Origin of the sequence: Acinetobacter sp. AS167 (assembly GCF_037152175.1) — a bacterium.
Taxonomy (GTDB): Bacteria; Pseudomonadota; Gammaproteobacteria; order Pseudomonadales; family Moraxellaceae; genus Acinetobacter.
Genome location: NZ_JBBCMP010000003.1, coordinates 419,572 through 436,612 on the forward strand (window position 1 = coordinate 419,572; position 17,041 = coordinate 436,612).

18 protein-coding genes are annotated in these 17,041 nt (G+C 38.8%); 11 read left to right on the top strand and 7 right to left on the bottom strand.

Features of this window, described 5'->3' with window-relative positions; translation table 11 throughout:
- Window position 1: 1 nt before the first annotated feature.
- Both WFN33_RS08445 and WFN33_RS08450 read left to right on the top strand, forming a co-directional pair.
- Window positions 2–190: a heavy-metal-associated domain-containing protein gene (locus WFN33_RS08445; protein ID WP_004818287.1), complete on the top strand. Its 189-nt coding sequence runs from the start codon at window positions 2–4 to the stop codon at window positions 188–190.
- A gap of 426 nt (window positions 191–616) precedes the next feature.
- Window positions 617–3,019, top strand: a complete 2,403-nt coding sequence (locus WFN33_RS08450) for a TonB-dependent receptor plug domain-containing protein (protein ID WP_336952537.1) — start codon at window positions 617–619, stop codon at window positions 3,017–3,019.
- Window positions 3,020–3,089: 70 nt separating this feature from the next.
- On the opposite strand, the gene WFN33_RS08455 is transcribed toward WFN33_RS08450, so the two are convergent.
- Window positions 3,090–3,497 carry a tautomerase family protein gene (locus WFN33_RS08455; RefSeq protein ID WP_336952539.1) on the bottom strand — a complete coding sequence of 136 codons (408 nt, stop codon included), beginning with the start codon at window positions 3,495–3,497 and terminating at the stop codon, window positions 3,090–3,092.
- Window positions 3,488–3,805, bottom strand: a complete 318-nt coding sequence (locus WFN33_RS08460) for a carboxymuconolactone decarboxylase family protein (RefSeq protein WP_336952540.1) — start codon at window positions 3,803–3,805, stop codon at window positions 3,488–3,490. The genes WFN33_RS08455 and WFN33_RS08460 overlap by 10 nt, the downstream gene beginning before the upstream one ends.
- A 97-nt stretch (window positions 3,806–3,902) precedes the next feature.
- On the opposite strand from WFN33_RS08460, the gene WFN33_RS08465 reads away from it, so the two are divergent.
- Window positions 3,903–4,772 carry a LysR substrate-binding domain-containing protein gene (locus WFN33_RS08465; RefSeq protein ID WP_336952541.1) on the top strand — a complete coding sequence of 290 codons (870 nt, stop codon included), beginning with the start codon at window positions 3,903–3,905 and terminating at the stop codon, window positions 4,770–4,772.
- 17 nt (window positions 4,773–4,789) lie between these two features.
- On the opposite strand, the gene WFN33_RS08470 is transcribed toward WFN33_RS08465, so the two are convergent.
- From WFN33_RS08470 to WFN33_RS08485, 4 genes are all read right to left on the bottom strand, one after another.
- Window positions 4,790–7,138, bottom strand: a complete 2,349-nt coding sequence (locus tag WFN33_RS08470; RefSeq protein WP_336952542.1) for a glycerophosphodiester phosphodiesterase family protein — start codon at window positions 7,136–7,138, stop codon at window positions 4,790–4,792.
- A 143-nt stretch (window positions 7,139–7,281) separates the two neighbouring features.
- On the bottom strand, window positions 7,282–8,556 hold the full coding sequence (locus tag WFN33_RS08475; protein ID WP_336952543.1) for a replication-associated recombination protein A: 1,275 nt from the start codon (window positions 8,554–8,556) through the stop codon (window positions 7,282–7,284).
- A 70-nt stretch (window positions 8,557–8,626) separates the two neighbouring features.
- Window positions 8,627–9,556 (bottom strand): alpha/beta hydrolase, encoded by a 930-nt coding sequence (locus WFN33_RS08480; RefSeq protein WP_336952544.1) that lies wholly within the window; start codon window positions 9,554–9,556, stop codon window positions 8,627–8,629.
- 73 nt (window positions 9,557–9,629) lie between these two features.
- Window positions 9,630–10,082 carry a YcgN family cysteine cluster protein gene (locus tag WFN33_RS08485; protein WP_336952545.1) on the bottom strand — a complete coding sequence of 151 codons (453 nt, stop codon included), beginning with the start codon at window positions 10,080–10,082 and terminating at the stop codon, window positions 9,630–9,632.
- A gap of 189 nt (window positions 10,083–10,271) precedes the next feature.
- On the opposite strand from WFN33_RS08485, the gene WFN33_RS08490 reads away from it, so the two are divergent.
- From WFN33_RS08490 to ahr, 8 genes are all read left to right on the top strand, one after another.
- On the top strand, window positions 10,272–10,430 hold the full coding sequence (locus WFN33_RS08490; RefSeq protein WP_004718815.1) for a DUF1328 domain-containing protein: 159 nt from the start codon (window positions 10,272–10,274) through the stop codon (window positions 10,428–10,430).
- 185 nt (window positions 10,431–10,615) lie between these two features.
- Window positions 10,616–11,353 carry a dienelactone hydrolase family protein gene (locus WFN33_RS08495; protein ID WP_336952546.1) on the top strand — a complete coding sequence of 246 codons (738 nt, stop codon included), beginning with the start codon at window positions 10,616–10,618 and terminating at the stop codon, window positions 11,351–11,353.
- 63 nt (window positions 11,354–11,416) lie between these two features.
- A complete protein-coding gene (locus tag WFN33_RS08500; protein ID WP_336952547.1) occupies window positions 11,417–11,785 on the top strand; it encodes an HIT family protein in 369 nt (122 codons plus the stop codon).
- Between the two features lie 135 nt (window positions 11,786–11,920).
- Window positions 11,921–12,955 (top strand): A/G-specific adenine glycosylase, encoded by a 1,035-nt coding sequence (gene mutY, locus WFN33_RS08505; protein ID WP_336952548.1) that lies wholly within the window; start codon window positions 11,921–11,923, stop codon window positions 12,953–12,955.
- Window positions 12,956–13,031: 76 nt separating this feature from the next.
- A complete protein-coding gene (locus WFN33_RS08510; protein WP_336952549.1) occupies window positions 13,032–13,580 on the top strand; it encodes a M23 family metallopeptidase in 549 nt (182 codons plus the stop codon).
- A 30-nt stretch (window positions 13,581–13,610) separates the two neighbouring features.
- Window positions 13,611–13,856, top strand: coding sequence for a hypothetical protein (locus WFN33_RS08515; RefSeq protein ID WP_336952550.1), 246 nt, complete (start codon window positions 13,611–13,613; stop codon window positions 13,854–13,856).
- A 42-nt stretch (window positions 13,857–13,898) separates the two neighbouring features.
- Window positions 13,899–14,453 (top strand): DNA-3-methyladenine glycosylase I, encoded by a 555-nt coding sequence (locus WFN33_RS08520; RefSeq protein ID WP_336952551.1) that lies wholly within the window; start codon window positions 13,899–13,901, stop codon window positions 14,451–14,453.
- A gap of 31 nt (window positions 14,454–14,484) precedes the next feature.
- A complete protein-coding gene (gene ahr / locus WFN33_RS08525) occupies window positions 14,485–15,507 on the top strand; it encodes an NADPH-dependent aldehyde reductase Ahr (protein WP_336952552.1) in 1,023 nt (340 codons plus the stop codon).
- Window positions 15,508–15,590: 83 nt separating this feature from the next.
- Here ahr and WFN33_RS08530 read toward each other — a convergent pair whose 3' ends face one another.
- Window positions 15,591–17,027, bottom strand: a complete 1,437-nt coding sequence (locus WFN33_RS08530; protein WP_336952553.1) for an aminotransferase-like domain-containing protein — start codon at window positions 17,025–17,027, stop codon at window positions 15,591–15,593.
- Window positions 17,028–17,041: the final 14 nt, after the last annotated feature.

Genomic DNA, 17,041 nt, shown 5'->3' on the forward strand with positions numbered 1-17,041 from the left:
TATGGAATTTTATATTGAAAATATGACCTGTGGTGGTTGTGCACGTGGTGTAACCAAAGCAATTCAATCTGTAGATGAAAATGCTAAGGTGATTGCCGATCCACCAAGTCACAGTGTTAAAGTTGAAACAACAGCAACACAGCAACAAGTGGTTGATGCTTTATCAGAAGCGGGCTTTCCTCCACGCTAAGCTGATTGGATAAAGTTAAAAGGGCTATCAATTTAAGGTAGCCCTTTTGCATTAAAGCAAATATAAACTGATCAAACTGGGCTCTGTCAGGGGAATTATACGTCTGTATAGCATTGATCAAACACAGCTTTTTCTGATGTAAATTGTTGATCATCACTCTATTTCATCAACTTGATTCAATATCATCGCCTCATCACTGAGCCATTCAAAATCATACGCTTTATCAATAATTTCAAAAGATTGTGTATCAAATTTCCCATAAAACATCGCATGATAAAATCTAGATTTCTAAACTGAGAACACTTTAAATAACCCTACACTTTGCAGATTTTATTCTATTTATATTTTTAAAAGTTGTTTTCTAAATAATCTCAAGCTCACTATGATCACAACAAACCGTTACAAAAAGAGCTACAAAATAGAGTTATGCGTACATTATCAAAACGATATTCATTAAGCCTGACCGCCAGCTTAGTTTTTACATTTCTGTATCCACATGCATACGCTGCGGAACAGATTCCAGCCACCCAAGAAATTAAAACACTTGATACCATTGTTGTCACAGGTACACGTTCGCTAAAACGTTCTAAAACAGATTCCTTCCAACCGATTGATGTGATTAGTGCAGCGGAATTGACAGAACGTACAGGTTCAAGTGAGTTAGGTACTGCGCTGGCTAAAATTATCCCCTCGATTAACTTTCCTCGTCCAACCGTTGTCGATGGAACAGAACTCGTTCGCCCAGTGCAACTAAAAGGGCTTTCTCCTGATCAAGTTTTGGTTTTAGTGAATGGCAAACGTCGCCATACAGGGGCATTTATTAACCTTGGGGGCACCATTGGACGTGGTTCAGCACCGACCGATTTAAATGCCATTCCGATTTCTGCCATCAGCCGTATTGAAGTACTTAGAGAAGGTGCGTCTGCTCGCTATGGTTCAGATGCAATTGCGGGGGTCGTCAACATTATCTTAAAGTCTGATCCTAAAACAGGTGATGCTGGTATTCGTTACGGTATTTATAACAAAGGTGATGGTGAACAAAAACAATCCTATGTCTCGGGCGGTACTCAACTGGGCAATTATGGTTATGCCATTTTTTCCGGTGAATGGCAGGACAATGAAGCAACCAATCGTGCAGGTTTAGACTTTCGTGATCCAAATGCTACCACATACGGACAAAGAACCTTCCGTTTTGGTGATCCAAAATCTGATGAGGTAAAAGCTTCTGTTAATGCTGGTTTTGACCTCAGTGAGAGTGTTGAATTATATGGCTTTTCAACCTATAGCCATCGTAATGCAGAAACTGCTGGATTCTATCGTTTGAGTAATGCCTCGAACAATGTACCTGCATTATTTCCAAATGGTTATTTACCCCTGATTCGCGGTCAATTAGATGACTTTAGTGCTGTTGCAGGCTTACGTGGGGAAGTCGCAGACTGGCGCTATGATGTTTCAGCCAATTATGGCTTAAACCAATATGATGTAAATACAAAAACCATTAATGTCGATCTATACAAAGATACAGGTTCAACACCAAATTCATTCCATAATGGACAGTTAAAGAATATCCAAGCTGTTTATAATATTGATTTGTCAAAAGAATTTGAGATCTCTGCTTTTGCAAGTCCATTAAATGTCGCGTTTGGTACTCAATATTTAAACCAACAATATCAAATCAAAGCAGGCAATCCTGCCTCTTATTATAAAAGTGGTTCTTCAGGTTTATCAGGCTTTCGCCAAGCAGATGCCGGGAAATGGACACGTGACAGTTATGCAGGATATCTCGATTTAGAAACAGATATTACCCAAAAACTTTCAGCATCTACAGCCTATCGTTATGAGAAATATGATGACTTTGGGGACACCAATAATGCATCTCTTTCATTACGTTATAAGCTTTTACCTCAAGTTGCGGTACGTGGCTCAGTTTCTACAGGCTTTCGCGCACCGAGTCTAGCACAACAATATTTCACTCAAACCTCTTCGCAATTGGTCAATGGACAGTTTGTTGAGGCTGGAACATTTCCAAGTTCTTCACAAGTTGCACAATTGCTCGGCGCAGAAGACTTAAAAGCTGAAAAATCAAAGAACTATAGTCTTGGCTTAGTATTTACCCCAACTAAAAACCTATATGTGACTTTGGATGCCTACCAAATTGATATTGATGACCGTATTAGCTTATCTTCAAATATCAATGCCAGCAGCCCCGCTGTTCGCGCTTATTTGGTGTCTAAAGGGATTACCGATACCAATTTCAGCACGGTACGTTTCTTTAATAATGCCAGTAATACTCGCACTCGTGGTGTAGATTTAGTTGCCAATTACCAATGGGAAAACCTGCCTTATGGCGAGTTAACCACATCTTTGGCTTATAATTTTAATCGTAATAAAGTCACCGATGTTGATAAAAACCCTGAAATTTTAAATGCTTTGGGTGTCAACCTTACCCGTTTAGACCGTCGTGAACAATATGGTCTATTGGCCGGAAGTACTCCTGAACATAAATTCAGTTTAGCCAATGATTATAAAATTGGAAATTTTGGTATCAATACCAATATCACGCGTTATGGAAGTTTTGAAACTTACAGTAACTCAGGTGCTGCCAGTGATCAGAAATTTTCTGCAAAATGGCTGTTGGATTTAGCACTAACATACCAATTAAACGATTGGAAATTTACTGTTGGGGGGGACAACATTACCAATGTTTACCCAGATAAAGATGTTTATGACATCAATAAGCCTACAGGCGGAAGTTTGCAATACAGCCAGTTCTCACCGTTTGGTTTTAATGGTGCATTCTATTACGGCAAAATTAATTATAAGTGGTAGAGATTAAAGTTAACTAAGGGCTTCCAACCGAGTTAAATGACTCGGTTTTTTATTCCTATAATTCGAAGAATCATTGGCTCACAAGTTTTTTCATTAAAATATCACCTCGGACACCTTCTCCAAAACTCCAATCTTCTAATTGGTTATACTGAATAACAATCATAATATCTTGCTTTGGAATCTGAAATTTTGCGTTGAGCTGATTGGTTAATTCATGTATAAACTCAGCTTTTTGCTCTGGGCTTCTTAGTTTACCCGCTGTGATATTAAATAAAATAAATTGAGAAGTCCTTTGCTTTTCTACCCCATAATTTGCATCAATAATTATATCTTCTGACTTTAATTGTTGAAAAAAATGGAAGCGATCATTTTTAGGCGTATTAAAGTAATTTTCCATACAGAATTGAGTTAAATCAGAAATCTGTGATTTCTGCTCTGCACTATAAGTATGTGCTGTTACAATACGAATCATGGGCATGTCCAAATCTCCTCAGGCATATGTTCCAATGCTGAAATAGCATTGGGTAAACCAATATAAAAAGCCAAATGTGTAACCATTTCCAAAATTTCTTCTTTGCTGATTCCCAGCTTTAAAGCATTTTGAATATGCCAATTTAATTGGCTATACCGTCCTAAAGTCATCAAAGCACTAATGGTCAGTACACAACGGGTTTTAGTATCTAATGCTTCTCTTTTCCAGATATCTTCAAAGAGTACGTCTTTACTCAATTCATAAAGTTTGGGTGAAATTTGAGCCAAATTAGAAATATCAATGGGTCTAAACATTGTGTGAACCTCTACTATGTCCTTGCTTTACTATGTAGGTATTTTATAATTTAAAAAATCAAAATATTTTTAATCAATACTTCAGGATTTATGAATTATGAAAAATCCAGTTAATCTTGATTTAGATGCTTTACGTTCTTTTGTTATAGGCATTGAACTTGGTAATTTTAATCTTGCAGCAAGTCAGCTTTATCGCTCTCCAGCCGCGGTAAGTGCGCATTTAAGAAAATTAGAAGAACAAACTCAATCTGTTTTAGTACAAAAGAAAGGACGTCATTTAGTCTTAACAAAACAAGGAGAAATGCTGTTTGAATCTGCTAAAAAAATATTAGAATGCAATGATAAAATACTTATTCAATTACAGCAAAATCAAAGTGATGGAGAAATTTATTTTGGTTTACAGGAAGATTTTGGGGATGGTTTGTTACAGTCTGTAATTGCTCAATTTATTCAACAATTTCCAAATGTTAAATTACATACTCAAGTAGATCGTAATGCGAATTTAATTCAAAAAATTGAAAAAAATAGTATTGATTTTGCCTTGATATGGCAACAAGATCATTTATCAAATCAATTTCAAACACTGCAATCAATTGCAACATTTTGGGTAAAGTATCCAGATTTTCAGTTGGGTCAATTGCTTCAAAACCAGCAATCTATACCATTAATTGTATTAAACCAACCTTGTATCCTACGTCAAATTGCAATTGATACACTCAATAAGCATCAATTACCTTGGCATATTGCTTATGAATGTAATTCCCTCAATGCTCTCTGGGCAGCTGTGCGTGCTGGGATTGGAATTTCGATTCGTTCTGATTTTTCTATTCCACAAGAGTTAGAGAAAGTTAGAAATCATTCACTTCCTCAGTTACCCGATTTTAATTTTGGTTTATATCATTCAGACAAAATGTTGAAGCAAATTGATCACTGTTTTATACAATGTATAAATAATTGTTTAAATTAACCGAGATTCATAAACCATCATTTCACCACCACTTTTATAGGTGCTGAAAAGATTTGATAGAAGTTTTGTGCATCGATCTGATATTTATAACCAGCCAAAACATATGCAGTGCCCTTTTCAGAGAAACTCAACTGACCATTTTTAATCTCATGTTTTGCAGAACCTGATAAAATGACAAAATTGCTGAGTTGCTGATTGAGTTTCGCTCCATCTTGCTGAACCAATTGCGCATTGAGTAATACTGGCTGGTCAGTTTTTACTTTGACATTCTTGGGTGCTTGAATATCAACGATATATTTCGCATAAAGTTGCGCAGAATTGGTGGTTATCCCGTAGGTCCCTGCAATATATAATTTTTTAAATGTTTCATCAGTCAATGCCCAAGGCCAAAAACTGATTCCACGGTGCTTGGTCGTTTCTAAAAGATTGATCAAATCAGCACGATAAGCAGGGTTATACGTTGAATTATATTTCTGAACATCGGCATTGATTTGTTTGGCGGCAATTAAAGTATTGCGACTATTGGGCATGCTTCCAACCAATAACCCTCGCGGTATCTCAGACAATTGTGACTGTGCACGTGCAACTTGATCTGCATTAAATGAGGTCGTGACGACTTGATTTTCAACTTGGTACTTTTTAATTTCATCCTGCATTTTTGCAACCAATGCTGGATTGGCACTTTTCATTTCGATCATCAATACAAAGTTTGGATTGTGCTTAAATGTAGTGAAATATTCTGCAAGGGTCGGTATTGGATAAGCTTTGTTTTTAGATTTTAATTGCTGAACCTGCGCAAGGCTCATTTCTTCAATTTTACCTGTTGAACGCGTAGTGCGATCCACTGTTGCATCATGCATCACCACAAGATGCTGGTCTTTTGTTAAATAAATATCGTTTTCAACAATATCTGCACCCAAAGCAACTGCATGTTTTGCACTTTCTAAGGTATTTTCATCTTCTAAACTTGGTACACCACGATGCCCAATAATAAAGGGTTTACGCAATAAAGTGTTTTTTGGAAATTGTTTTAAGACACTGGCAAATAGCGTACTTTGCGTTGTAATAATCCCATTCACACCTGAAGTCAAAATACTGGCAACATCCTGCGGATCATGTGCTGGTGTATCAACCCACACTGTCATTAAATGACGTTGAATAAAGCTGACACTGGGTTTGTTGGCAAGGCTATGCGGAAGAACCACGATGCGTGCATAGGCCTGATTAGTACGACGCATAATTTCAGAAAGACCAACATGACTCTCCTTTAAATTTTCGCGACTTAAATCTAATGCTGTTCGAAGCGTAGGTACAATTTGATGCGCAGACTTGAGTAAATCATCACTTTTGGACAATACAGTAATATCGCTCATATCGTGAGATTTAGAGAGTAATTTTAAGGCTTCAATGCTTTTGGGATCTTTGATTTCTAAAACAGGAATGGTATTGCGCTGTGGATTGGATAAATATTGTTGTAATGTTTCAACCACCTGCCCTGTCTGATCAAGCAAGTTTAAATTGGCATCTAATTGATAATATAACTGATTGGTTGAATTTAATGGACTGCTGGTAGTTTTAACTTTTTGAATCAGCGTCGGTGCCAAACCAACATTAGTTTGAATTTCTTGCACTTGAGTGACTTTATTGGCTAAGTCTGGCAACGCACTGGTTTGTTCAGAGACTTGAATATTTTTAACTTTTAAGACTAGGCCTGTTGCTGAAAGGCCGATGCCACCTTTGGCAGATCCTTGGTCAAGTTCTACATCTTGCATCAACTGGTGGTTTAAATAGTGTTGTACCCGTTGTCCAGACACCACAATGCTGGCTTTATACCATTGATTTGCTTTGATGTTCTCCGAAAATGCTTTCGTTTCAGAGACTTCCCATTGCCCGTTACTTTTATGCCGACCAAACTCCGTACCATTTTTTGCAGTGGTGTCTGTTCTGAGGGTAAATTGATAATAACTGCTTGGAATCACCCCCTGTGTTTCTGTGACATCATAAATCACACTGCCCCAACGCGAGTTATTGACAGCTTGGTCTAAAGTAAATTCGAGATCAATGCGATAGTTTTGTTGTTTCTCAAGATTTTGCGGTAATAAAATTGAGGTCGGACTGACTGAATTTGCTCGACCATCAATATGAAGCATCCCATTTTCAACATAGACGTTGCCGGCATTGTTGCCAGGAATACGCCAGCCTTGAGGGATTGTTTTTTGCTGAACAAAACTTTGTTGATAAAGTGTTTTAAGCTGCTGCGAAGCAAGTTTAGGCTGATTTTGGGTCGAAATTTTACTTGCAAGCTCAGCATGGCTCAACATCGGCAAAGAAATTAAAACAGCAAAAGATAAAACGGATAATTTCATAAAATTTCTAGAGCCTTTAAAATGTATTTTTAGCAAGCTACATTTCAAAAACATTAGCCTAATTTAAATTTTGCCGATATTTTAAACCTTTATATGACACAGAACATCTATTTAAAAGATGCCTAAGCAAATAAACTTCACAACTACTGTTGCTGCTGTTCTTGTTGCCAACGACGTTGCTGTAAACGCTCACCTTCAACTTCACGCTTATTACGAGCAGACTCATATAATTTTGTGCCTTTCAATTCAGGTGGTAAATATTCCTGTAGCACAAAATTTTCAGGATAGTTATGAGGATAAAGATATTCCACACCATAGCCTTGTTGTTTCATAAGCTTGGTCGGTGCATTACGTAAATGGAGTGGCACAGGTAGGTTGGAAGTTTTTTCTGCAAGTTCTAAGGCTTTATTGATCGCCAAATAAGTGCTGTTACTCTTTGCACTGGTTGCCAGATAAACTGCGCATTGGCCTAAAATAATTCGACACTCAGGCATGCCTATCGCTTGAACCGAGCGGAAACATTCTCCCGCTAAAAGCAATGCATTTGGATTTGAGTTACCAATATCTTCTGAAGCAGCAATCAACATACGACGAGCGATAAAAACCGGATCCTCACCGCCTTTAAGCATACGTGCCATCCAATACAACGTTGCATCAGGGTCACTACCCCGAATAGATTTAATAAATGCAGACACCAGATCATAATGCTGCTCACCTGATTTGTCATAGCGTGCAATGTTCTGTTGCGCAACTTTGACCACGATCGCATTGGTCACAATATTTTCTATATCGGACTCAAAGGTGCTAGCAATTAAATCGATTAAATTTAGTGCCTTACGTGCATCACCCGCAGCAAATTGAACCAACGCATCAAATTCTTCAATCTGGATATGCCGGTCTTGTAAAAATTTATCTTGTTGAATTGCGCGTAAAATGAGTTCTTGAATCGCCTCATTACTTAAGCCATTTAAGGTATAAACCTGACAACGTGACAACAAAGCACTGTTGACTTCAAATGAAGGGTTTTCGGTTGTTGCACCAATCAGGGTAATTTTGCCTTTTTCGACAGCATTTAATAAAGCATCTTGTTGAGACTTATTAAAACGATGAATTTCATCAATAAACACTACTGGTGTTAATAAATCACCACTTTCAGCAATCACCTCACGTAGCTCCTTTACCCCCGTATTTAAAGCAGATAAGCTGATAAATGGGCGATCAACCGCTTGCGCCAATAACAATGCGATTGTCGTTTTTCCAACACCAGGAGGCCCCCAAAAAATAATTGAGGGTAAATGCCCTTGATCAATCATTTGACGGAGTGGTGCTGCGACACCGAGTAAATGATCTTGCCCAATAATTTCAGACAAATCACGTGGACGTAAACGTTCTGGAAGCGGAATTTGAGTGTCTGACATACTGCTTTTTTAATTGATGAATGCTGCCCTTAGTCTACTATGGAAAATCATCAATATTACACTTTTAGCTTTAAAATAATCGATTCTGTAAAACATCCATGAATGATGCCTGAAATACTTGGCCATGACTGAGATGTGGATAAAGCATCAATTTTGCATCTACACCTTTGCTGGCCAAATCTAAAACCAATTGACGGTTATTTTGAATCATCTCCCGATCTGCATTTGGGCTGATTGGTCTAGTTGTAGACTGAATGATGTCACCTTCCATTACCCACAATTTTTTATTTTTTAGTTGTTCAGGCTTGGCTTTTCCAACAGCTTTAAGCAGTCGCGAATCTGCCCATGTGAGAGATGGACTGGCTGAAAAATAGTGTGAAAACTTATTATCTGTGCTTTGACTATTTAAAAGGGTATCTAAAACAAACAAACCACCATAAGAATGTCCCCACAAAGCGGTACGTTGCTCATCCAGTTTTACTTGCGTATTGACCCACGGCATAATTTTTTCAAACAATACCTGTCTAAATTGCGCACTTCCCCCTGCCATACGTTCAGGATTGCGTGGATCAACAGTTACTTTTCCAGATTCATCCGCAGGTGTGTAGTCTACAGATCTTGAAGCAGACTCAAACGGTAATTGGGTTTGATAGCCGATTGCCACCAACACTGGGCTGTCTTGTTCTGAGAATTTTTTCAACAGTGACTCATCTAAACGCGCCATAGCAGAGTTGCCATCTAACATAAAAACAGCAGGTAAAATCTTATTTTTATTGATGTGTTTAGGAATACCGACCCAAACTTTATAATAACGTTGTTGATCTGCGGATTTAAAATTTTTTACTTGGAATTGATAATAACTGGAGCCTTGCTCCGCAATATTTGGCCCTAAAGCTTGCAAAGCTGGCTTTGCATAAACATTGGAGTGAATACCAAAACTCAGGCTGATAGCACATAGACAAAAGGTACTTTTTTTCAACAGCGAAGATAAAGCAAACATTTTAAAACACATCAAACTGGAGGGCTTAGTTATCATATTACTATTTGATAATGATTATCAATTCATAAATGAATTAACGCACCCATCTTACAATGTACTCATCAATTTCTTCTTCATTGACTTCGGTTTCGGAGATACAACGCCCTGCAGCAGATTTTCTCGCTTTAATCACATTGCTTCTTGAGCCTGTGATCAGATAGTGCCATGCCGGTAAATTTTTACCTTCATGCACACGGCGATAAGCACAACTTGAAGGCAACCAATGAATATTGGCTAATTTTTCAGGGCTTAATTGAATACAGTCGGGTACATAATTTAAACGGTTGGGATAGTCAGAACACTGAGCGGTCGTACAATCGAGGAGTTTACAAGACACTTTAGTATAGGCAATTTCATGTGTGTCATCATCTTCTAATTTCACCAAACAGCACAGCCCACAACCATCACACAATGCTTCCCACTCAGTCGGATTTAACTCAGACAGCGTATAATTCTTCCAAAACTGGGGACGTATCTCAAAGGTCATGGCATAACATTAAAGTCATATAAGGCGGAATAATTATACCAGTATAAAAGCAGAAATTAGAAAAATTAAAACAGAACAAACCTTTACATATTTCTTTATTAATCACACTTTCTAAACACAACTTCACAAGTAAGTCAGGTTTTTCTGCATATACTGAAAATACATAACAAAAATATGGAGATGAATATTATGTTCCGTTGGGCAATTATTTTCGCTGTGATCGCCTTAATCGCAAGTTTATTCGGTTTTGGTGGTGTTGCGGGAATGTCTAAAGACTTCGCAGTCATTCTTCTCGTTGTCGCTGTAATCCTCGCGATTGTTGGATTTATTTCGAGAGGAAAAGTTTAACTTTTCCTGATCAATTTTCAATAAAAAGAGAAGAACCCCGGTTCTTCTCTTTTTCATTTGAAAACTATCTTTTCTATTCATAAATTTTCACATTTCAATTGTAAATATTCCAAATTTAGTCATTTGAATCTTATATATTTATGCTTTAATCAATCTCATTCTCGCCAATACACAAGGATTAACCGATGGCTCTTGCAATCAAAACTCGTGAAATTCAATACCAAGCAAAAGATGGAACAACTTTAATCGGTTATTTTGCTGCGCCTGAATCCGCACAACAAGTTGCAGGCGTGATTGTTGGTCCTGAATGGTGGGGCCGAAACGAGTATTCTGAACAACGTGCTCGAGAGTTGGCACAACATGGTTTTGCTGCGCTGGCAATTGATATGTATGGTGATAAAAAAACCACGACTGTTGCGACTCAAGCTCAAGAGTGGATGATGCAAACTTTCCAAAATGAAAATACCATTGTTGAGCGTGCGGCTTCGGCTCTCGCTGCTTTGGCAGAACAGCCAGAAGTAGATGCAAACCGACTGGCGGCAATTGGATTCTGTTATGGTGGTAAAGTGATATTAGATTTGGCACGCTCAGGTGCAGAATTAAAAGCTGCCATTACTTTCCATGCAAATTTATCCGCACAAAATGCAGCGGAATCAGGAAAATTTAAAGCGCAAGTTCTTGTCCTGCATGGTGAAAAAGACAGTATGGTGTCTTTGGCGGATGTAGAATCGTTTAAACAAGAAATGAATCATGCTCAGGTAAAATCTGAAGTGATCATCCTTAAAGATGCTAAACATGGCTTTAGTAATCCTCAAGCAGATGAAAAAGCAAAAGCCAATGGTGTAGATCTAGGTTATAACGCAAAAGCAGAGAAAGACGGATTAGCAGCAATGTATGATTTATTAGACCGTACCTTGGTTTAACCTACTCTGGCTTAATTAAAATACGTTCTACATTGATTGAGACAACAAAACGAGGAATTCGAAATGACTGAAAAAGTATGTCCTTATTGTGACTTTGACGAATTTGATATCATTGATAAAAATGAATTTGGTGCAATTTTGCCTGAACACCAGCCTTTGTCAAAAGGTCATTCAGTTATTATTCCTTTGCGCCATATTGATTCTTTTTTTGAAGTTTCAGAGAAAGAACGAAAAAGCCTTTCCTCTTTATTGGAACTCGCTCGTAACGAGCTTAAGATTCGCCATCAACCTGAAGGTTTCCATATTGCCTTTAATGATGGGCATGTATTTGGTGAAGATCAAAGTGGACACTTCCATATTCATATTATCCCACGTTATAAAAATGAACCGCTTAAACTCGATAAGCGCTGGGGTATCGTGAACGAAAGTTAAGTTGTGGATACAAACTCATTTGAAAGACGCTCTGGCGTCTTTTTTTATGCAAATTGAATGCTCAGGTTTAAGATAATTTTCCGCAATAAATTTATCTTGGTTATACTGACTATCTAATTTTTACGCTAGATTGTTATGTCGCAATTTTCATTTTCAGATGCGCTATTGACTTGGTTTGATCAACACGGGCGCCATGATTTACCTTGGCAAGTGGCTGATGATCCCTACAAAGTTTGGGTATCTGAAATTATGTTGCAACAAACTCAAGTCAAAACTGTACTGCAATATTTTGATAAATTTATCCAACGTTTTCCAACCGTCGATGACTTGGGTAAAGCCTCTTGGGACGATGTAGCCCCCTATTGGGCAGGATTAGGCTACTACGCCCGTGCAAGAAATTTGCATAAAGCAGCAGGCGTGGTCAGCCAGCAGGGGCATTTCCCACCAAGCTTAGAACAATGGGTGGAACTTCCAGGTATCGGTCGCTCTACTGGTGGCGCATTGATGTCACTTGGCTTACGCCAATACGGCGTCATTATGGATGGCAATGTAAAACGTGTTTTGGCCCGTTTTTTTGCCATTGAAGATGACCTGAGTAAACCCATCCATGAACGAGCCATGTGGCAACTGGCGGAAAGCATATGCCCAACTGAACGCAACCATGACTATACCCAAGCAATTATGGATTTGGGCGCAACCATTTGCACACCAAAAAAGCCACTCTGCTTATACTGTCCCATGCAACAACATTGCCAAGCCCATCAACAGGGGCTAGAAACCGAACTGCCTTATAAGAAAGCTAAAAAGCCTGTTCCAGCTAGAACTGCCACAGTGTTATTAATTGAGTCAGATCAACAATGGTTATGGGAACAGCGTCCTAACAGTGGTTTATGGGGAGGCTTATGGAGTTTACCGATTTTTGAAAACGAGCTCGCGTTTCAACAGCTTTGTCAAAGTCTAAAGCTTATTTCAACTGTTGAATCTGTCCAAATCTCGCATAGCTTTACCCATTTCACTTGGATTTTGAATGCACATATTGTTCGAGTTGAATCAGACCAAAAAGAATACCTCCAGGCTGAACTTGGGGGCGAATGGTTAACACCACAAAAAGCTACACAAATGGGTATCCCGACAGCCATGAAAAAATTGATCTCAGCAGTAAAAATATGACATAGTCAAACACGGGTATTCTAAGCATATTTCAATTTTAATTTGCCCTTTTGAAACTTGAAAAAAAGGATTTCTCGTGTCACGTAGCATCCAATATTGCTTGATGGCTTTGCTTGCCATTATTTTAACTGCATGTACCACTGCACCTAAAAAACCAAGCTCATCTAAGCCACAGCTTCCACAAGCTCAAATTAACCGCCTAAAAGCAATGTCAATGCCAACCCGATTGGCAATTCCTGTAGATGGAGTAAAACCACAAAACCTCACAGATACTTGGGGTGCATCTCGCAGTGCTGGGCGAGCACATGAAGGAATTGACATCATGGCTTCACGTGGAACCAAAGTTTACAGTAGCACTGAAGGTGTAATTACCAGTTTAAAGAGCAATAATCTAGGTGGCAAAGTGATTTGGCTCATCGGGCCAGGCGGTGTTTATCACTATTATGCACATCTAAATGATCACAAACGTGGATTACAAGAAGGTGATTATATTAAAAAAGGCCAGCTAATTGGCTATGTGGGAAATACGGGAAATGCACGACATACTGCACCGCATTTGCACTATGGACTATACTTAAGAGGTAAAGGACAAGGTGCAGTCAACCCCTACCCTTATTTACGTTAATTTTAGATTGAATCAATTTAGGAATATTCCATGTCAGAAGCATTGCTTGAGCGTTTAGTTGAATTTGCAGAATCAGGCAATCAACAAAAAATTGCCCTCAATGGACAAAATCATCAAGGCTGGATTATGGAAATCACCGATGAAGCATTAATGATCAGTACTGGCTTTGCAGACAAAGCGGGTAAAGATATTTGGGTAAATTTTAAAGATTTAGAACATGCGCAACTTTCCTATTGGGACAACAAACAAGATCAATGGGTCGAATTTAAACTTTAGACAATTAAAACTTAAATCAATCAGAACAATGGTAGATCTTTTATGACAAATAAACGCTGTGGTTGGTGTTCAGATGATCCTATTTATATTGAATATCATGATCAAGAGTGGGGTAAATCCAATCGAGATGAACAGCATTTATTTGAAATGCTTTGCCTAGAGGGGCAACAAGCAGGTTTATCTTGGATTACTGTTTTAAAAAAACGTGAAAGCTATCGCGCCCAATTTTTTAACCACCCGATTCAAACCATTGCCAATTTTACTGAACAAGAGCTTGCACTAAAATGTCAGGATGCTGGGTTGATTCGCCATATCGGGAAATTAACAGCGATTCGTGACAATGCCATTGCATGGCAAAACATGAAAGCTCAAGACATTGATATGGTGAACTGGTTATGGGATTTCGTAGACCAGCAAGTACAGCTCAATGATGTCCCTGATTATAAATTAGCGCCTGCACAAACCGAAACCAGTCAAAAGCTTTCCAAAGCGTTAAAAAAGAAAGGTTTTAAATTTGTTGGTCCAACCACTTGCTATGCCTTTATGCAAGCAGTGGGCATGGTCAATGACCATGAAAATGATTGTATATCCCGCTAAAAGTTTAACTGAGCAAACAGGAAGGATTCACATGTCAAATAATACGTTTCATGCTTATGCTGCCTTAGAGGCAGGTGCAGCACTTGTGCCCTATCAATTTGATGCAGGTGAATTACAGCCTCATCAGGTCGAAGTCAAAGTTGAATATTGCGGTTTATGCCATTCCGATGTTTCAGTGATTAACAATGAATGGGGAAATTCAGTTTTTCCAGTGGTTGGCGGTCATGAAATTATCGGTACCATCATTCAACTGGGTTCAGAAGCGAAAGGATTAAAAGTCGGTCAACGTGTTGGTATCGGCTGGACTGCGGAAAGTTGTCAGCACTGTGATCCGTGTGTTAGTGGTCAACAAGTGCTTTGCACAGGAGGTTCAGTTGCAACCATCGTTGGTCATGCAGGCGGGTTTGCAGATAAGGTCCGTGCAGGTTGGCAGTGGATTATTCCTTTTCCTGAAGATTTAAACCCTGAAAGTGCTGGTCCTTTATTATGTGGTGGTATCACTGTTTTTGACCCAATTTTAAAACATCAAATTCAAGCAGTTCACCATGTCGGTGTGATTGGGATTGGTGGCTTAGGTCATATGGCCATTAAAATACTCAAAGCTTGGGGTTGTGAGATCACCGCTTTCACATCGAGTTTGGATAAAACAGATGAACTTAAAGCAATGGGAGCAGACCATGTGGTCAATAGTCGCGATGCCGATGCGTTAAAAGCGCAACGTGGCAAATTTGATTTATTGCTCTGTACGGTAAATGTGAGTTTGGACTGGAAAGCATATCTAAATACACTGGCACCAAATGGCACAATTCATATGCTAGGTTTAGTCCTCGAACCTATGCCGATTCCTGCGGGTGCACTGATTGGCGGTGCAAAATCAGTGACTGGTTCACCAACGGGCTCCCCTTTTGCATTGCGTCAATTATTACAATTTGCAGCACGCAAAAACATTGCACCGCAAATTGAAGTTTATCCAATGTCAAAAATTAATGAGGCTTTGGAGCGACTTCATTCTGGAAAAGCCCGTTATCGTATCGTATTAAAAGCGGATTTCTAATTTAAGTCTGACCATCCATCACGGTTTATCAAGAACCGTGAATGGAATAAGGCTGTCGTGGTATGCGTTTGCTCAAAGATCAGTTAAGCCACACTCTTGGCTAACAATTCACCCCTTATCCAATCTGCTAATAACATAATTGCATCCTGAATCTCTTCCGATAGTTCATGCCCTGCATTTAAGCGAATACAATTGTTATAACGGTGATCCTCACCAAAAATAATCCCTGGCACAATATTGATACTGTATTGCTGGGCATAATAATACAACGCCAAACTATCAATCTGCTCTGGGAACTGTAACCACAAGGCATAACTTCCCTGCGGTTGATTTAGACGAATCTCTACCCCATAAAAAGCATGTTGAATAAACTGTAGATATTGCGCAACTTGAGTCATCAACTTAGGGCGTAACTCACTCAAATGCTGACGATAGGCTCTGCTATAAATCAAATCAGCAAGTCCCAATTGCAATGGTGTATTGACCGAAACATTTTGTAAAATCAACTTGGCATGTAAGTGCTGTAAACGTTGTGGTAAACAGAACCAACCTACCCGATAAGAGGTCGACAACGACTTGGAAACCGATCCGCAATAAACCACATAGCCCTGTTGATCCCAATATTTAATCGGTAACGGGCGTTTGGCATTAAAGCTACATTCAGCATAAATATCATCTTCAATCACGTAACACTGATACTTCGCTGCCAGCTGTGCAATTTTTTCTTTCTCGGCATTAGTCAAACAGAAGCCTAAAGGATTTTGAAAATTGGCGGTTAATAAACAGACTTTTGCAGCTGAGTTTTGCATCTCTTGTTCTAAACGATCTAGATCAAAACCTTCGGTATTGGCAGGGATTTCAATAATTTTTCGTTTGAGCAACGCCAACAATTGCAACTGACCATTATAGTTTGGTGTGGGCACAATCACACTGTCACCGATTTGGCTAAGGCTTTGAATCATCACAGACAATGCTGGCATACAACCATTGCTGATATAAATATCTTCTTTGGCAATATAAAAACCATCTTCAGCCCAATGTGCTGACAAAGCCTCTCTTAGCTGAAGGTGCCCTTGGCGGTCATTATATAAAAAGTCTTCAGGTTTACTGTGCTTTAAAGCACGTTGTATTGAACGGCGTAATGCCTCTACAGGAACTAGATTAGGCGATAACTGAATCGAACCTAAATGGATCAGTTTATTGTTGATTGCTGCTTCATGAATTTGAATTTGTAAGTCTAGATTTGAAACCTCACGCGCTCTCGACTTAAAATCAGGATGGTCAGGTACAGCTATCTGCGGAATTTTTTGCTGTGATTGAACAAAATAGCCAGACTTTTCTTTGACATAAATCAAACCTTGTGCTTCAAGCAATTCATAACAACTTTTTGCTGTATTGAGACTAATATTTTGCAACGCAGCAAATTTTCGTAAAGAACTAAGTCGTTGCCCAACAACCAACTCACCGCAATAAATTTTCTGTGCAATTTGCTGTGCTAATGTTTGATATTGAAAAGTCATATCTGTACTCAAAT